This window comes from Streptomyces sp. NBC_01197, from assembly GCF_036010505.1.
GTDB lineage: Bacteria > Actinomycetota > Actinomycetes > Streptomycetales > Streptomycetaceae > Streptomyces.
Window position 1 is genome coordinate 2,064,266 of sequence record NZ_CP108569.1, and the last position, 14,397, is coordinate 2,078,662.

At 68.7% G+C, this 14,397-nt stretch carries 16 protein-coding genes; 10 read left to right on the top strand and 6 right to left on the bottom strand.

Annotation, left to right across the window (positions count from 1 at the left end):
- The first annotated feature begins 112 nt into the window (after window positions 1-112).
- The 6 genes from gcvT (at window position 113) to OG452_RS09215 (ending at window position 5,400) form a co-directional block, all read left to right on the top strand.
- Window positions 113-1,228 carry a glycine cleavage system aminomethyltransferase GcvT gene (gene gcvT / locus OG452_RS09190; RefSeq protein ID WP_327295120.1) on the top strand — a complete coding sequence of 372 codons (1,116 nt, stop codon included), beginning with the start codon at window positions 113-115 and terminating at the stop codon, window positions 1,226-1,228.
- Between the two features lie 67 nt (window positions 1,229-1,295).
- Window positions 1,296-1,676 carry a glycine cleavage system protein GcvH gene (gene gcvH / locus OG452_RS09195; protein WP_327295121.1) on the top strand — a complete coding sequence of 127 codons (381 nt, stop codon included), beginning with the start codon at window positions 1,296-1,298 and terminating at the stop codon, window positions 1,674-1,676.
- Window positions 1,677-1,685: 9 nt separating this feature from the next.
- On the top strand, window positions 1,686-2,948 hold the full coding sequence (gene glyA / locus OG452_RS09200) for a serine hydroxymethyltransferase (protein WP_327295122.1): 1,263 nt from the start codon (window positions 1,686-1,688) through the stop codon (window positions 2,946-2,948).
- A 172-nt stretch (window positions 2,949-3,120) separates the two neighbouring features.
- Window positions 3,121-4,488, top strand: coding sequence for an L-serine ammonia-lyase (locus tag OG452_RS09205; RefSeq protein ID WP_327295123.1), 1,368 nt, complete (start codon window positions 3,121-3,123; stop codon window positions 4,486-4,488).
- Window positions 4,489-4,738: 250 nt separating this feature from the next.
- Window positions 4,739-5,011: a hypothetical protein gene (locus OG452_RS09210; protein WP_327295124.1), complete on the top strand. Its 273-nt coding sequence runs from the start codon at window positions 4,739-4,741 to the stop codon at window positions 5,009-5,011.
- A complete protein-coding gene (locus tag OG452_RS09215) occupies window positions 5,008-5,400 on the top strand; it encodes a type II toxin-antitoxin system VapC family toxin (protein ID WP_327295125.1) in 393 nt (130 codons plus the stop codon). The genes OG452_RS09210 and OG452_RS09215 overlap by 4 nt, the downstream gene beginning before the upstream one ends.
- A 183-nt stretch (window positions 5,401-5,583) precedes the next feature.
- Here the strand turns inward: OG452_RS09215 and OG452_RS09220 are convergent, their stop codons facing one another.
- Window positions 5,584-6,330, bottom strand: coding sequence for an SDR family oxidoreductase (locus OG452_RS09220; RefSeq protein ID WP_327295126.1), 747 nt, complete (start codon window positions 6,328-6,330; stop codon window positions 5,584-5,586).
- Between the two features lie 99 nt (window positions 6,331-6,429).
- On the opposite strand from OG452_RS09220, the gene OG452_RS09225 reads away from it, so the two are divergent.
- Window positions 6,430-7,332, top strand: coding sequence for a LysR family transcriptional regulator (locus OG452_RS09225; RefSeq protein WP_327295127.1), 903 nt, complete (start codon window positions 6,430-6,432; stop codon window positions 7,330-7,332).
- A 285-nt stretch (window positions 7,333-7,617) separates the two neighbouring features.
- Here the strand turns inward: OG452_RS09225 and OG452_RS09230 are convergent, their stop codons facing one another.
- Together OG452_RS09230 and OG452_RS09235 are read right to left on the bottom strand one after the other, a co-directional pair.
- The gene (locus tag OG452_RS09230) at window positions 7,618-8,106 is read right to left on the bottom strand and encodes a GtrA family protein (protein WP_327295128.1); all 489 of its coding nucleotides are present in this window, start codon (window positions 8,104-8,106) and stop codon (window positions 7,618-7,620) included.
- Between the two features lie 420 nt (window positions 8,107-8,526).
- Window positions 8,527-9,156 (bottom strand): dihydrofolate reductase family protein, encoded by a 630-nt coding sequence (locus OG452_RS09235; protein ID WP_327295129.1) that lies wholly within the window; start codon window positions 9,154-9,156, stop codon window positions 8,527-8,529.
- A gap of 151 nt (window positions 9,157-9,307) precedes the next feature.
- Here OG452_RS09235 and OG452_RS09240 point away from each other — a divergent pair, with 151 nt between their 5' ends.
- Complete coding sequence (locus OG452_RS09240; protein ID WP_327295130.1) at window positions 9,308-10,039, top strand: alpha/beta hydrolase; 732 nt, start codon at window positions 9,308-9,310, stop codon at window positions 10,037-10,039.
- Between the two features lie 49 nt (window positions 10,040-10,088).
- Here OG452_RS09240 and OG452_RS09245 read toward each other — a convergent pair whose 3' ends face one another.
- Window positions 10,089-10,697, bottom strand: coding sequence for a hypothetical protein (locus OG452_RS09245; RefSeq protein ID WP_327295131.1), 609 nt, complete (start codon window positions 10,695-10,697; stop codon window positions 10,089-10,091).
- 3 nt (window positions 10,698-10,700) lie between these two features.
- Window positions 10,701-11,309: a sigma-70 family RNA polymerase sigma factor gene (locus tag OG452_RS09250; protein ID WP_327295132.1), complete on the bottom strand. Its 609-nt coding sequence runs from the start codon at window positions 11,307-11,309 to the stop codon at window positions 10,701-10,703.
- A 342-nt stretch (window positions 11,310-11,651) separates the two neighbouring features.
- Between OG452_RS09250 and OG452_RS09255 the strand changes: the two genes are divergently transcribed.
- Window positions 11,652-12,482 (top strand): SAM-dependent methyltransferase, encoded by an 831-nt coding sequence (locus OG452_RS09255; protein ID WP_327295133.1) that lies wholly within the window; start codon window positions 11,652-11,654, stop codon window positions 12,480-12,482.
- On the opposite strand, the gene OG452_RS09260 is transcribed toward OG452_RS09255, so the two are convergent.
- A complete protein-coding gene (locus OG452_RS09260; RefSeq protein WP_327295134.1) occupies window positions 12,455-13,069 on the bottom strand; it encodes a TetR family transcriptional regulator in 615 nt (204 codons plus the stop codon). The genes OG452_RS09255 and OG452_RS09260 overlap by 28 nt on opposite strands.
- A 56-nt stretch (window positions 13,070-13,125) precedes the next feature.
- On the opposite strand from OG452_RS09260, the gene OG452_RS09265 reads away from it, so the two are divergent.
- Window positions 13,126-14,349, top strand: a complete 1,224-nt coding sequence (locus OG452_RS09265; protein ID WP_327295135.1) for a beta-ketoacyl-[acyl-carrier-protein] synthase family protein — start codon at window positions 13,126-13,128, stop codon at window positions 14,347-14,349.
- Window positions 14,350-14,397 lie beyond the last annotated feature (48 nt).

The following is a 14,397-nucleotide window of genomic DNA, read 5'->3' on the forward strand; positions in this document are numbered from 1 at the left end:
GCCCCACCCAAGGTGCAAGCCGTCCCTCTCAACAGGCGCCGGCGAACCTCTCAGGTTCCGATGACAGATGGGGAGGATCGTCCTCGTCTGTCATGCCCCGGGAGTACCGCATATGAGCCCCACGCCCCGTCTCACAGCACTCGACGCCCTGCACCGTTCGCTGGGCGCGACCATGACCGACTTCGCGGGCTGGGACATGCCGCTGCGCTACGGCAGTGAGCGCGACGAGCACATCGCCGTACGGACGCACGCCGGTCTCTTCGACCTCTCCCACATGGGCGAGATCACCGTCAGCGGCCCGCAGGCCGTGCGGCTGCTCGACCACGCGCTGGTCGGCAACATCAGCACCGTCGGCAACGGCCGCGCCCGCTACACCATGATCTGCCAGGAGGACGGCGGGATCCTGGACGATCTGATCGTGTACCGGCTCGGCGAGCAGGAGTACATGGTCGTCGCCAACGCGGGCAACGCGCAGGTGGTCCTGGACGCGCTGACCGCCCGCGCGGGCGGCTTCGACGCCGTCGTACGGGACGACCGCCACGCGTACGCCCTGCTGGCCGTACAGGGCCCGGAATCCTCCGGCATCCTGAAAGCGCTCACGGACGCCGACCTGGACGGGCTGAAGTACTACGCGGGCCTGCCCGGCACCGTCGCCGGCGTCCAGGCGCTCATCGCAAGGACCGGCTACACGGGCGAGGACGGATTCGAGCTGTTCGTCGCCCCGTCCGACGCCGAGAAGCTCTGGCAGGCACTGACCGAGGCGGGCGCGCCGGCCGGTCTGGTGCCCTGCGGCCTCTCCTGCCGCGACACCCTGCGTCTGGAGGCGGGTATGCCCCTCTACGGCCATGAGCTGACCACCGCGCTGACCCCCTTCGACGCCGGTCTCGGCCGGGTCGTCAAGTTCGAGAAGGAGGGCGACTTCGTCGGGCGCGCTGCCCTGGAGGCTGCCGCCGAGCGCGCCGCAGCGGCCCCGCCGCGCAAGCTGGTCGGTCTGATCGCCGAGGGCCGCCGGGTCCCCCGCGCGGGCTACCAGGTCGTCGCGGACGGCCAGGTCGTCGGCGAGGTCACGTCGGGCGCCCCTTCGCCGACGCTGGGCAGGCCGATCGCCATGGCGTACGTCGACGCGGCCCACGCGGAGCCCGGCACCTCCGGTGTGGGCGTGGACATCCGCGGTACGCATGAGCCGTACGAGGTCGTGGCCCTCCCCTTCTACAAGCGCCAGAAGTGACCCACACCATCTCAGCCCGTAAGACCACCGTTCATCAGCACTCCCCCGCATCCAGGAGAATCAGGTCATGAGCAACCCCCAGCAGCTGCGTTACAGCAAGGAGCACGAGTGGCTGTCGGTCGCCGAGGACGGCGTCTCGACGGTCGGCATCACGGAGTTCGCGGCCAACGCGCTCGGTGACGTCGTCTACGCCCAGCTCCCTGAGGCCGGGTCCACCGTCACCGCGGGCGAGACCTGCGGCGAGCTGGAGTCGACCAAGTCGGTCAGCGATCTGTACGCCCCGGTCTCCGGTGAGATCACCGAGATCAACCAGGACGTCATCGACGACCCCTCGCTGGTGAACACCGCCCCGTACGAGGGCGGTTGGCTGTTCAAGGTGCGCGTCACCGGCGAGCCGGACGACCTGCTCTCCGCCGACGAGTACGCCGCTCTCTCCGCCGGCAACTAGGGACTATTGATGTCACTTCTTGATTCCTCCCTCCATGAGCTCGACCCGGACGTCGCCGCCGCTGTCGACGCCGAGCTGGTCCGCCAGCAGTCCACCCTCGAAATGATCGCCTCGGAGAACTTCGCTCCGGTCGCGGTCATGGAGGCCCAGGGCTCGGTCCTCACCAACAAGTACGCCGAGGGCTACCCGGGCCGCCGTTACTACGGCGGCTGTGAACACGTCGACGTGATCGAGACGATCGCGATCGACCGTGTCAAGGCCCTCTTCGGTGCCGAGCACGCCAACGTCCAGCCGCACTCGGGCGCCCAGGCGAACGCTGCCGCGATGTTCGCGCTGCTCAAGCCCGGTGACACGATCATGGGTCTGAACCTCGCCCACGGCGGGCACCTGACCCACGGTATGAAGATCAACTTCTCCGGCAAGCTCTACAACGTGGTCGCGTACCACGTCGACGAGCAGACCGGCCAGGTCGACATGGCCGAGGTCGCGCGCCTGGCCAAGGAGTCCCAGCCGAAGCTGATCGTGGCCGGCTGGTCCGCCTACCCGCGCCAGCTGGACTTCGCCGCGTTCCGCAAGATCGCGGACGAGGTCGGCGCGTACCTGATGGTCGACATGGCGCACTTCGCGGGCCTGGTGGCCGCGGGCCTGCACCCGTCCCCCGTCCCGCACGCGCACGTCGTCACCACGACCACGCACAAGACGCTGGGCGGCCCGCGCGGTGGCGTGATCCTCTCCACCGCCGAGCTCGCCAAGAAGATCAACTCCGCGGTCTTCCCCGGTCAGCAGGGTGGTCCGCTGGAGCATGTGATCGCGGCCAAGGCGGTCTCCTTCAAGGTCGCGGCGACGGACGATTTCAAGGAGCGCCAGCAGCGCACCCTGGACGGCTCCCGCATCCTGGCCGAGCGTCTGGTGCAGGCCGATGTCACCGAGCACGGTGTCTCGGTCCTCTCCGGCGGCACCGATGTGCACCTGGTCCTGGTGGACCTGCGCAACTCGGAGCTGGACGGCCAGCAGGCCGAGGACCGTCTCCATGAGATCGGCATCACGGTCAACCGCAACGCCGTCCCGAACGACCCGCGCCCGCCGATGGTCACATCGGGGCTGCGGATCGGTACGCCTGCCCTGGCCACCCGCGGTTTCCAGGCCGAGGACTTCTCCGAGGTCGCGGACATCATCGCGGCCGCGCTGAAGCCTGCCTACGACCGGGAGGCGCTGGCCGCCCGGGTCACCGCGCTGGCCGAGAAGTTCCCGCTGTACCCCGGGCTGAAGTAGGACCGGTCGGTCCGGATCAGTACGGTTTTGTACGAACCACGGGGCACCCCGCACACTGGACAAGTGAGCAGGGTGCCCCGCACCACGTAGGCACCCCGCTCACCGCTGTACCGCGCTTCCTCTGCACCACCCCGGCAGACAACGGCGTCTACCCACACCAAGGAGTTCCCCCGTGGCCATATCGGTCTTCGACCTCTTCTCGGTCGGCATCGGCCCCTCCAGCTCCCACACGGTGGGCCCCATGCGGGCCGCCCGGATGTTCGCCGCCCGCCTGAAGAACGAGGGCCTGCTGGCCCACACCGGATCGGTCCGCGCCGAGCTCTTCGGCTCGCTGGGCGCGACGGGTCACGGACACGGCACCCCGAAGGCGGTGCTCCTCGGACTGGAGGGCGAGTCCCCCCGTACGGTCGACGTCGAGCACGCCGACGAGCGCATCGAGCAGATCCGCACCAGTGGCCGCCTCAGCGTCCTCGGTGCGCACGAGATCGCCTTCGACTACGACACGGACCTGGTCCTGCACCGTCGCAAGGCACTGCCGTACCACGCGAACGGGATGACGGTCTCCGCCTACGACACCGAGGGCGCCCCACTCCTCGAGAAGACGTACTACTCGGTGGGTGGCGGCTTCGTGGTGGACGAGGACGCAGTGGGCGAGGACCGCATCGTCCTCGACGACACCGTCCTGAAGCACCCCTTCCGCACGGGCGACGAATTGCTGCGGCTGACCCGGGAGACGGGTCTCTCCATCTCGGCGCTGATGCTGGAGAACGAGAAGGCGTGGCGCACCGAGGCGGAGATCCGCTCGGGGCTGCTGGACATCTGGGGCGTCATGCAGTCCTGCGTCGCCCGCGGCATGTCCCGCGAGGGCATCCTCCCCGGCGGCCTCAAGGTCCGCCGCCGCGCGGCCAACTCGGCCCGCCAGCTGCGCGCCGAGGGTGACCCCCTCGCCCGCGCCATGGAGTGGATCACGCTCTACGCGATGGCCGTGAACGAGGAGAACGCGGCCGGCGGCCGAGTCGTCACCGCCCCCACGAACGGCGCGGCCGGCATCATCCCCGCCGTCCTGCACTACTACATCAACTTCGTCCCGGGGGCTGACGAGGAAGGCATCGTCCGTTTCCTGCTCTCCGCGGGCGCCATCGGCATGCTCTTCAAGGAGAACGCCTCGATCTCCGGCGCCGAGGTCGGCTGCCAGGGCGAGGTCGGCTCCGCCTGCTCCATGGCGGCGGGCGCCCTGGCCGAGGTCCTGGGCGGCTCCCCCGAGCAGGTGGAGAACGCAGCGGAGATCGGCATGGAGCACAACCTGGGCCTGACCTGCGACCCGGTCGGCGGCCTGGTCCAGATCCCCTGCATCGAGCGGAACGGCATGGCAGCGGTCAAGGCGGTCACGGCGGCCAAGATGGCGATGCGCGGCGACGGCAGCCACAAGGTGTCCCTGGACAAGGTCATCAAGACGATGAAGGAGACCGGCGCCGACATGTCGGTCAAGTACAAGGAGACGGCGCGGGGCGGGCTCGCGGTGAACATCATCGAGTGCTAGACAGATGGGTCCTGACCAGCGCATTCATATCTTTCGGTGCTGTCAGTGCCTTCCCTGCTCACACAATGGAAAGTCCCTGAGATCTCCCTCGGACAGACGCGAAGGCCCTGAGAAGTCCCTGACGGGTTCCCCGCTGATGGGCGTCCGAGCTAGGAGTTCGCGGCGTCCGCGCGGTGATGGATGACTCGGACACGGCAGATCGAACCCATCACCCCCATCCAATAACAAGAGTCTTGTTAAACTCTGCTCCATGGCTATCTCCCCGGCGCCCGGTGAAGGACCCGTCCGGCCTGTATCGGTCTCACTCCACGAAGGCACCATCGCCGCCCTCAAAGCACGTACGGGCAAAAGAGGCATGTCCGCCTACGTCGAGTCGCTAGTCCAGCGCCAACTGGAACGGGACCGGCTGCGCGAACTCATCGAGGATGCGGAAGCCGAGCATGGTCGAGTCGACCAGTCGGCCGTCGATGCCAAACGTGCGATCCTCCGCGACGAGACGGCCGGCTCGGCGGACGCCGCGTGAGCGGCACGCTCGTCCTGGACTGCGAAGGTCTGTCCAAACTGGTACGACGCACACCTGAGATCACCGAGTGGCTGACGGCAGCCGAAGCCGAAGACATCCGCGTCGTCACCAGCTCCGTCACCCTCGTCGAAGCACGCGACCCCAAAATCAACCAGGCCCGCTTCGACTACGCCGTCTCCCGAGTGAACATCATCCCGCCCAACGAAGCCATCGCCCGCCATGCAAGCAAGCTCCTGGCCACGGCCGGACTACACGGCCACAAGTACGCCCTCGACGCCATCGTGGCCGCCACCGCGCTCACCTCACCAGCCCCAGCGACCGTCCTGACATCGGATCCCGAAGACCTCCTGCTGCTCTGCGGCCCCCGCGTCCGCATCATCAAGGTCTGACCGTGAGGCCGCGGCCTCGACCCACCCCTTGCGCGGATCAGAGCGCCGCGTCGAAGGCCAGTGCCCAGCCGGTACGCAGCTCCTCATCAACATGTTCGTCAGCAATGGCCTTGCTGCCGCAAGCTTGCTGGTGAACATCGTGGTCGCCTGGCGAGCAGCCCACCCCGTCACGCAAGATCGAGGCTAGAGTTGCGAAGCCCCTCCGTCGACAGGGAACTCCGTTCCCGTCGAGAAGGTCGCACCGAACGCCAAGTACGCCACCGCGGCAGCCACTTCCTCGGACGACCCCAGCCGCTGCATCGGAATGGTGCTCCGGTAGGTGTCCTTCGTCGCCTCGACGACATCGGCGGGCAGCGAGGAGCGGTCCAGGATGCCCGAGTCGATCGGGCCGGGGCTCACGGCATTGACGCGCACCTTGCGCGGCAGCAGCTCGCGGGCCAGGGTGCGCGTCATCGACCGCAGGGCTGCCTTGCTCGCCGAGTAGACACTGAGCGCGTCGAGGCCCAGGACGTTCACCACCGACGTGGTGAGCACCACGCCGCTTCCCTCGCGCAACAGCGGCGCCAACGCCTGCACCGTGAAGTACGGGCCCTTGGCGTTGACGCCGAACAGCTCGTCGTACATCTCCTCCGTCGTCGAGTCGAACGGCGCGGACGCAGTGACGCCGGCGTTGACGAACAGCGCGTCCACTGCGCCGAACCGCTCCTGCACCGTGTCGGCCAGCGCCTTGATGTCCTTCAGGGACGCGGCGTCGCTTCGGACGGCGATCGCCTTGTTCCCCAACTGTTCCAACGCGGTGTCCAGGGAGGAACGGGTACGGCCTGTGATCAGTACGTGCGCCCCACCGTCCGCGAACAACTGGGCCGTAGACAGGCCGATACCGTTGCTTCCGCCCGTGATCACGATCTTCTTGCCGTCATAAGTGGTCATGCCCTCAAGCCAAATACCCACCCGCGCACCATGTCCAAGACCTGTTCCGTATGCCGCCATGCCCCAGGCGTATGACGGCGCACGGCGTACCCTGAGCGAATGGACATCGATCTGCGGCTCGTGCGCTATTTCACGGTCGTGGCGGAGTACGGCAACTTCGGTCGGGCCGCCACCAAGCTGCACCTGGCGCAGCCGTCGCTGAGCCGCCAGATCCAGCGACTGGAAGCCCAGCTCGGTGTCCGGCTTTTCGACCGCTCGCCGCAGGGCAGCAGCCTCACCGACGCCGGTCAGGCCTTTCTTCCCAGAGCCCGGATACTGCTCCACGAGGCCGAGCAAGCCGCTTACACGGCCAGAGCCGCCGTCCAGCCCCCTACCATCACTGTCGGCTGCGCCGAAGGACTGGTCATCACCTCCTGCGTGCAGGAACTGCGCCGCCGGCACCCCGAAAGCCAGGTCCGCACCCGGCACTTGGACTGGCGGGACACGCACGCCCTCGCCGAGGGTCGGGTCGACGCCGTCATCGCATACAAACCCCTGCCCTTGCCCACGGACGGCCTCCGGGTGACCAAGCTCCATGTGGAGCCGCGGGTGCTCGTCACGTCGGCGAGCCATGATCTGGCGAACGAGAAACCCGTCAGCCTGCGGGCTCTGTCGGACCAGGAACTGGTGACCTGCGTCAGCACTCCGGTCGTCTGGAGCACGCCCAAGCCGGTCGGCGACCGACCTGCACCACCCCCGCCCGCAATCGACGACAGCTATGAGGACAAGCTGGAACTCATCGCCACCGGCCACTGTGTCGCGATCTTCCCTGCCAGCGATCGACGCGCCGCTATGCGTGAGGACATCGCCCTGGTGCCTGTCATCGACATCGATCCCTGCGAAGTCGTGCTCGTCACGCGCGCTGACGACCCCAACCCGCTGCTCGGATCACTCGAAGACGTCGCACGCACAGTGCTCGGCACAGCCTCCCGCTGGGAGAACAACGAACTGCCGGTCCACTGACCCCCTGCCTCTGCGAGGTGTCATAGGGCTGTCGCCGCGCTGCCCTCGTCGGCCTGCACCAGCTGGACGATCAACGGCCCCCCGTTCCCGCCAGCGGAGCCAGCAGCAGCATCGCGCGCCGTCGGCGGACCGTCACGCAAGATCGAGGCCAGAAGTCCCTGGAAAATCCCTGAAGCGACGCAAAGCGTGCTTGTCGCCCCAGAACCGCAGGTCAGAACGGCACCCGGATGCAGCCGACATATGGGTCAAGTACAAGGAGACGGCCGGGCGGCCTCGCGGTGAACATCATCGAGTGCTGGGGGACTCGTTCGAGGAGGCGGGGATCACCCGGAACACCCAGGTTCGGTACGACCAGAATCTGAAGAGGGTGGCGATTCCGATGCCGACGAACTTGAATACGTTGCTCTGCAGCGGGCTGTCCCAGCCGAAGCCGTAGGTCGCCAGATAGAGAACACCGTTCTCGATCACCAGGCCGATGGCGCTGAACAGCAGAAACAGTCCCATCTCACGGGTGCAGCCGCTTTTGTCCCGGTCCCGGTAGGCGAAATATCTGAGCCCGGTGTAATTGAAGATGATCGAAACGACGGTGGCGATCACACTCGCGCTCACCACCGGTATCGAGGTCGTGTGGCGCACGAGATTGAACACCAGAAGATTGACCGCCACGCCGGACACGCCGACCGCTGCGAATTTCACGACCTCCCGCGTCTTCGGAGGCGGCGCTTTCGGAGACGGCGCCGCTGCTCGTACCGCTTGCTCACCTCTTACGGACATCGGCACAGTTCCTTCGGGGAGGGCCGGCGGGAGTCGATCGTCCTTCCACCCCAACGGCCACCGGCTTCCCACACCGGAGGCGTGGGGGCACGAGGGCGTGGAGCGTGGGTTCGATGGAGCAACCGGGCACTCAGGCGCGCGGGCACCTGGCTGAGACGCGTGGCTGCTCGGAACCACTTGGCTGAGACGCGTGGCTGCTCGGAACCACTTGGTCGGGCGGGCCCGTACGGGGAGCCGTACGGAAGCGCCGTTGAAGGCCGACGGCGGCTTCGGTGTGGCGGAGGCTCCCCCGTGGGGGCTGCGCGACACCATCCCCTCCAGACTCCCACCGGAGGTCGGCCTGTCAAGACGATCAAGAAGTGGGCGGATCAGGGCGGCCGCCGGGCCCCTGAAAAGCCTCGGGGCCCGTGCTTCCCGCCCTCACTCCTGGTCGTCAGGCAAGAAGGATCCGTACTCGGGCATTCCCGCCCGTTCGTAGACGCAGTACTGCACTCCCACGCTGGTAACGCGGGATTCCGTGAGCGTCCAGGCGGCAGGGGCGGCGCCCTCGGCGAAGAGCCGCTTGCCGGTGCCGATGATCACGGGATTGACGAGCAGCCGGTACTCGTCGACGAGGTCATGGCGCTGCAGGGTGCGGATGAGGTCGCTGCTGCCCTGCGTCATGATCACACCGTCGAGCCGCTCCTTGAGCTCTGCGACGGACTCCGCCGCCTCGCCCTCCAGGAGATGGGAGTTGTGCCAGTCCAGGCTGGAACGGGTGCGCGAGGCTACGTACTTGGGCATGGCGTTGAGTCTCACGGCGATCGGGTTGTTCTCGTCGGTGATACGAGGCCAGTAGGCGGCGAAAATGTCGTAGGTCTTCCGGCCGAGCAGGAGGTGGTCGGCGGTCCGCTCGAAAACACCCTTCATGAGGCCCATGAAGTCGTTGTCGACGTACGGAACCTGCCAGCCGCCGTGCTCGAAGCCGTCGTCGACGTCCTCGCCCGGGCCGCCCGGGGCCTGCATGACGCCGTCCAGAGTGACGAACGCGGTGACGATCAGCTTGCTCATGGTGCTGCCCTTCACGTGTGCGTGTGACCGGATGCGAAAACCGGCTGCACCAGGGTTGACTCCCGGGCCGGCGAGAACTCATCGCCCGCTGTACGACCAGTCGTGACACCATGCCGGTCCGCGCAGGTCCCCGGTGGAGGAGGAGCCAGCCATGGCCAGGATCGTCAGGTCGGTGCACGCGTGGGGCGGGGAGAAGCTCAGCTACTTCGAGGTGACACCGGACGCGGGCGCCACCGAGCGGGAGCGGGTGGTCCTCATGCATGGCGGGGGCCCAGGCGACAGCAAGGAGCCGAGTCTTGCGCTCGCCGAAGACTTCGCCGCGCTCGGGTTTCACGTCCTGGGACTCGACTTCATGGGAAGCGGTCAGAGTTCGGGCACCTGGTCCGGGATGACTCTGAACCGCAGGCAGGATCAGGCCGCCTCCCTCATTGATGCGCACGTTCCCGCAAGCTCGCCCTTGATACTCATCGGCTTCAGCATGGGCGGCCAGACCGCCACTGACCTGGTCGGCCGGTTCGGCGACCGGGTTCAGCGGATCGCTCTCTTTGCTCCCGGTGTGTACGGGAGCACCATCCGGGACACCCGTTTCGGGGACGATACGTTCACCGATCTGGTCTTCAACAGACCGGAGCTATGGCCGGACAGCCCAGCGCTCGAGGTCATGGCTACGTTCCACGGGCAGACGCTGCTCATACTCCCCGGGCACGACGAGGCAGTGCCGCCGGGAATGGCCGGTCTCATCGAGCGAAGCGTGCGGAGCAACCCCCGGTCGAGCACCCTGGTCATCGACGGCGCCGGGCATCTGCTCGACCACTGGCTCGCCGAACACCCGGAGGACCGGAAGTCCGTGATCGGTGGTCTCACGAGGGACCGCCGACCGTAGATGAACGTGCGGCCCGGGCGACCGCGGGGCCACACGTTCCCCGGCCCCGTCACCCCTCCCGCCTGTACACCCGGTCGACCACCTCTGCCAGGGCCCGGGGCAGGTGGGGCGGGAGGCCATGGTGGAGCTGGGCCAGCAGGCTGTGGCGGGCTTCTTCCGGGAGGAGGTCCGGGCTGGGTGCGGCGGGTCCGGGGGGTTCCGGGCGGGGGCCGGGGCGGGCCGTGGCCAGTTTCGCTGACTGCGCGCGCCAGTACTTGGCGTCCCGGTACTCACCGCGCCTGCGGTGGTCGAGGAAGAGTGCGTACGCGGCCGTCCTGCTGCCCGCGCCCGCGGCGAAATGCCACCAGGAGCGGGCCGCGTCGTGTCTGCCGGTGATGTGCAGCAGCGCGGCGAGGACCAGCGCGCCCTCCGGGTCGGGGCGCTGCTCGTCGATCAGGCGGAGGAGGCCGGCCGCCGCTTGCGGGGCGTTCAGGACCAGGGCGCAGGCCAGGCCCAGTTCGTGTGCGGCCTGTTCGTACGCCGTCGGGTAGGGCGCCGGGGCCGGGGCGCCGGGACGTGCCGGGGTGTGCGGGCGGTCGGCGTCACCCGTGGCCCGGAGGCGGGGTGCGTTCTGCGGGGCGTACGGGACGGGCGGGACGTCCTCATGCTTCCCGTACATGCGTTACTCCCCCGGGCCGGGCGCCCAGTTGAGGCCCAGGTCGAGGGCCAGTCGCCGCTTCGCGTGCCGGATGTGCGAGCGGACTGTCTCCTGCGGGACGCCCATGATGAACGCGGTGCGGGCCTGATCGTATTCCAGTACGTACCGGAGCAGCAGCACGTCGTACTGGCGCTCCGGGAGGGCCGCGATGGCGGCGTAGAGCCCCGGCTGCCTACGGTCAGGGCCGGGTCGTCCCGCGCCGGGGGCCGGGGGCCCGCAGGTGCCCAAAATGTTCTGGTACACCTTGGCGGGCGCCGCGATTCGGGTCAGTGCCGGTTCCAGGCCGCGCTCGTCAAGCCACTCGAAGATGATCTCCTTGAAGATCTTCCAGGAGTGCCCCTCGACCGACTCCCGGCGCAGCGCGTGTTCCCAGTGCAGTGTCAGTCTGCCCTTGAGTTCACCGACCAGGCCGTGAGCCGTCGCGCTGTCGCCGACCTGCAGGAAGGCATAGGACTGCCACTCCTCGTGGTGCTCGGCGCAGAACGCCTCGCAGACCATGTGCAGCCGGCGCGCCGACAGTCCGGCTGTCAGCGCCCGTAAGCTGCCGTCATCTACCGCGGTCGTCCGCCGCATTCACGTACCTGCTCTGCTGTGCCCCGCGCCGGTTCCCCCGCTGGAACCGGCGTCCGGTGATCAGGGATACGCCCCCGTACGCCGGCACACACCATGGTCCGCACATCCATGCCGTGACGCATACAGAAGCTGCCATCGGTGTTCGTTCCGTTACGTTGGGCTCGTATGTGTGTACCTGAAAAATACAGTGTGGTGGTTCCGTTTCCCGGCCTGGACCGGATGGGACCGAAGTAGGCCAGTACTGGACGGACTTGGCCGGAGTTGACTGGAGCCGGCCGGAGTTTCCGCGCCGCTCGGCGGGCATGGTGCTCCCGAGCGGCGCACCGACAAGGGGAGGCAGTCATGACGGACCACAACGGGCAGGCGCCCGGTGCGAGTTCGGTCGACCTGGAGCTGGACCGGGCCCACTCGGCCCGGATGTACGACTACTACCTGGGGGGTACCACCAACTTCACCGCCGACCGGGAGGCGGTCGGCAGGGTGCTCACCGCGTTCCCCGGTGTGCGCATCGCCGCGCGGACGAACCGGGAGTTCATGCACCGCGCCACCCGGTGGGCCGCGGAGAACGGGCTGCGCCAGTTCCTCGACATAGGCACCGGCATCCCCACCTCCCCCAACCTCCACGAAGTCGTCCAGCTCTCCGTACCGACCGCGCGTGTGGTGTACGCGGACAACGACCCCATCGTGCTCGCCCACGCCCAGGCGCTGCTGCGCAGCACGCCACAGGGGCGGACCGCGTACGTCGAGGCCGACGCGACGGATCCCGACACCCTGCTGAAGGCGTCCGCCCTGTGCGACACCCTCGATCTGAGCCGGCCCGTCGCGCTGAGCCTCAACGCGTTGCTGCACTTCGTCACCGACGCCGACGACGCCCACTCGATCATCGAGCGGTACAAGGACGCGCTCGCGCCGGGCAGCACACTCGCCCTGTCACACGCCACCCCGGACTTCGACGCGGAGACCATGAACCGCATGATCGACATCTACACCGCGGCCGGCACACCGCTGCAGTTCCGCACCCGGGCGGAGTTCAGCCGCTTCTTCGACGGCTGGGAGCTCGTCGAGCCGGGCGTCACGGTGTCCCACCGGTGGCGGCCCGACGACCACCGGGAGTCCGGCCAGGTCAGCGATGCCGACGCCGCCTGCTACGTGGCCGTGGCCCGCAAGCCCTGATCCCCGGGGCGCGGCGGGGCCAGCTTGCGGGCCGTCTCCACCACGTGGGCCCGCAGCGCGTCGGCATCCGGCGGCCCCTCCCCCGCACCCAGGACCAGCCGGGCCATCTGCGGGAACGCGAGCGGCCAGACCGCCACCCCGATGAGGGCGAGGAAGGTGGCGGCGGCGTCCCCGGCGAGCCGCCCGTCGGTGGACTCCGCCAGCGCGGCGGCTTTCCGCTCGTAGTGCGCGATGCGCACCTCGGTGTCGGGCACCGCCCGGTCGCCGTAGTGCAGGGCCTCCCACATCAGCATCCGGGTCAGCTCGGGGTTGCTCAGGTGGTAGTCGTACATCCGTCCCGCGTACTCGCCCGGGTCGCCGTCCGGCAGCCCGACCCGGACCGCGTGTTCGTTCAGCGCCTCCGCGACGACCGCTGTGAACAGCTTCTCCTTGCTGCCGAAGTACCCGTAGATCCGCTCCTTGTTGGCCCCCGCCCGCACGGCGATGCGGTCGACCCGGGCGCCGCCCATGCCGTGTTCGGCGAACTCCGTGCGCGCGGCCGCCAGCAGGCGGGCGCGGGTCCCCTGGGTGCGGGCGCTTGTCGTCATGGGGAGATCATACGCAAGTTGCCAACCAACTGGATGGTTGGCTACCGTCCCCTCGCATGGCGACAAGAACGGATGTCTGGGTCACCGGGCTGGGGGCCACCACACCTCTCGGCGGCGATGTCCCGAGTACCTGGGCCGCGATGACAGCGGGCGAGAACGGAATCGGCAGCCTGGACGGTGAGAGCTGGGCGAGGCAGCTGCCGGTACGGATCGGGGCCCGGATGCGCCAGGACCCGGCGGAGTCACTGAAGCGCACCGAGGCCCGCCGGCTCGACCGGTGCGAACAGGCCGCACTCGTCTGCGCACGCGAGGCCTGGGCGGACGCGGGAGCGCCCGGCGTCGATCCGGACCGGCTCGCCGTGGTGATCGGTACGGGTACCGGCGGCGTGCTCTCCCTGCTGGGGCAGAACCGCGTACTGGAGGAGTCGGGCCCCAGGAAGGTCTCCCCGCACACCGTCCCCATGCTCATGGCCAACGGCCCCGCCGCCTGGGTCTCCATCGACCTGGGAGCCCGGGGTGGGGCGCACACACCGGTGAGCGCCTGCGCGTCCGGGGCGGAGGCCATCGCGTACGGGCTCGACCTCATCCGGGCGGGGCGGGCCGACATCGTCGTGGCGGGCGGCTCCGAGGCGAGCCTGCACCCGCTGCCGCTGACCGCCTTCGCACAGATGATGGCGCTGTCGACGGCCAACGACGACCCTGACGGCGCCTCACGCCCCTTCGACGCGGCGCGGAGCGGTTTCGTGCTCGGTGAGGGCGCCGCCGTACTGGTCCTGGAGAGCGCCGAGCACGCCCGCGCCCGCGCCGCGCGGGCGCACGGAGCGGTGGCCGGGGCGGGGACGACGTCCAGCGCGCAGCACATCACCGCGTCCGACCCCGAGGGCCAGGTGCGGGCGATCCGCAAGGCGCTGCGGGACGCGGAGCTCGCCCCCGGGGACATCGGGCACGTCCACGCGCACGCCACGTCAACCCCGCAGGGGGATCTCGCGGAGGCGGAAGCGGTCGCCGCGGCTGTCGGCACCCATCCGGTGGTCACGGCCACCAAGTCGATGACCGGTCATCTGCTGGGCGCCTCCGGCGCGTTGGGCGCGATGGCGGCGATCCTGGCGCTGCAGGACGGGACCGTCCCGCCGATCCGCAACCTTACCCGGCTCGACGACCGGGTACCGCTGGACGTCGTCAAAGGCGCTGCTCGCAGGGGGAGTTGGGACGCGGCCCTGGCCAACTCGTTCGGCTTCGGCGGCCACAACGTATCCCTGGTTCTCACTTCGCCCAGGTGACCGAATGCAGTTGAGCCCTCCGGAATGGGTAAGTGGAATATGGAATAC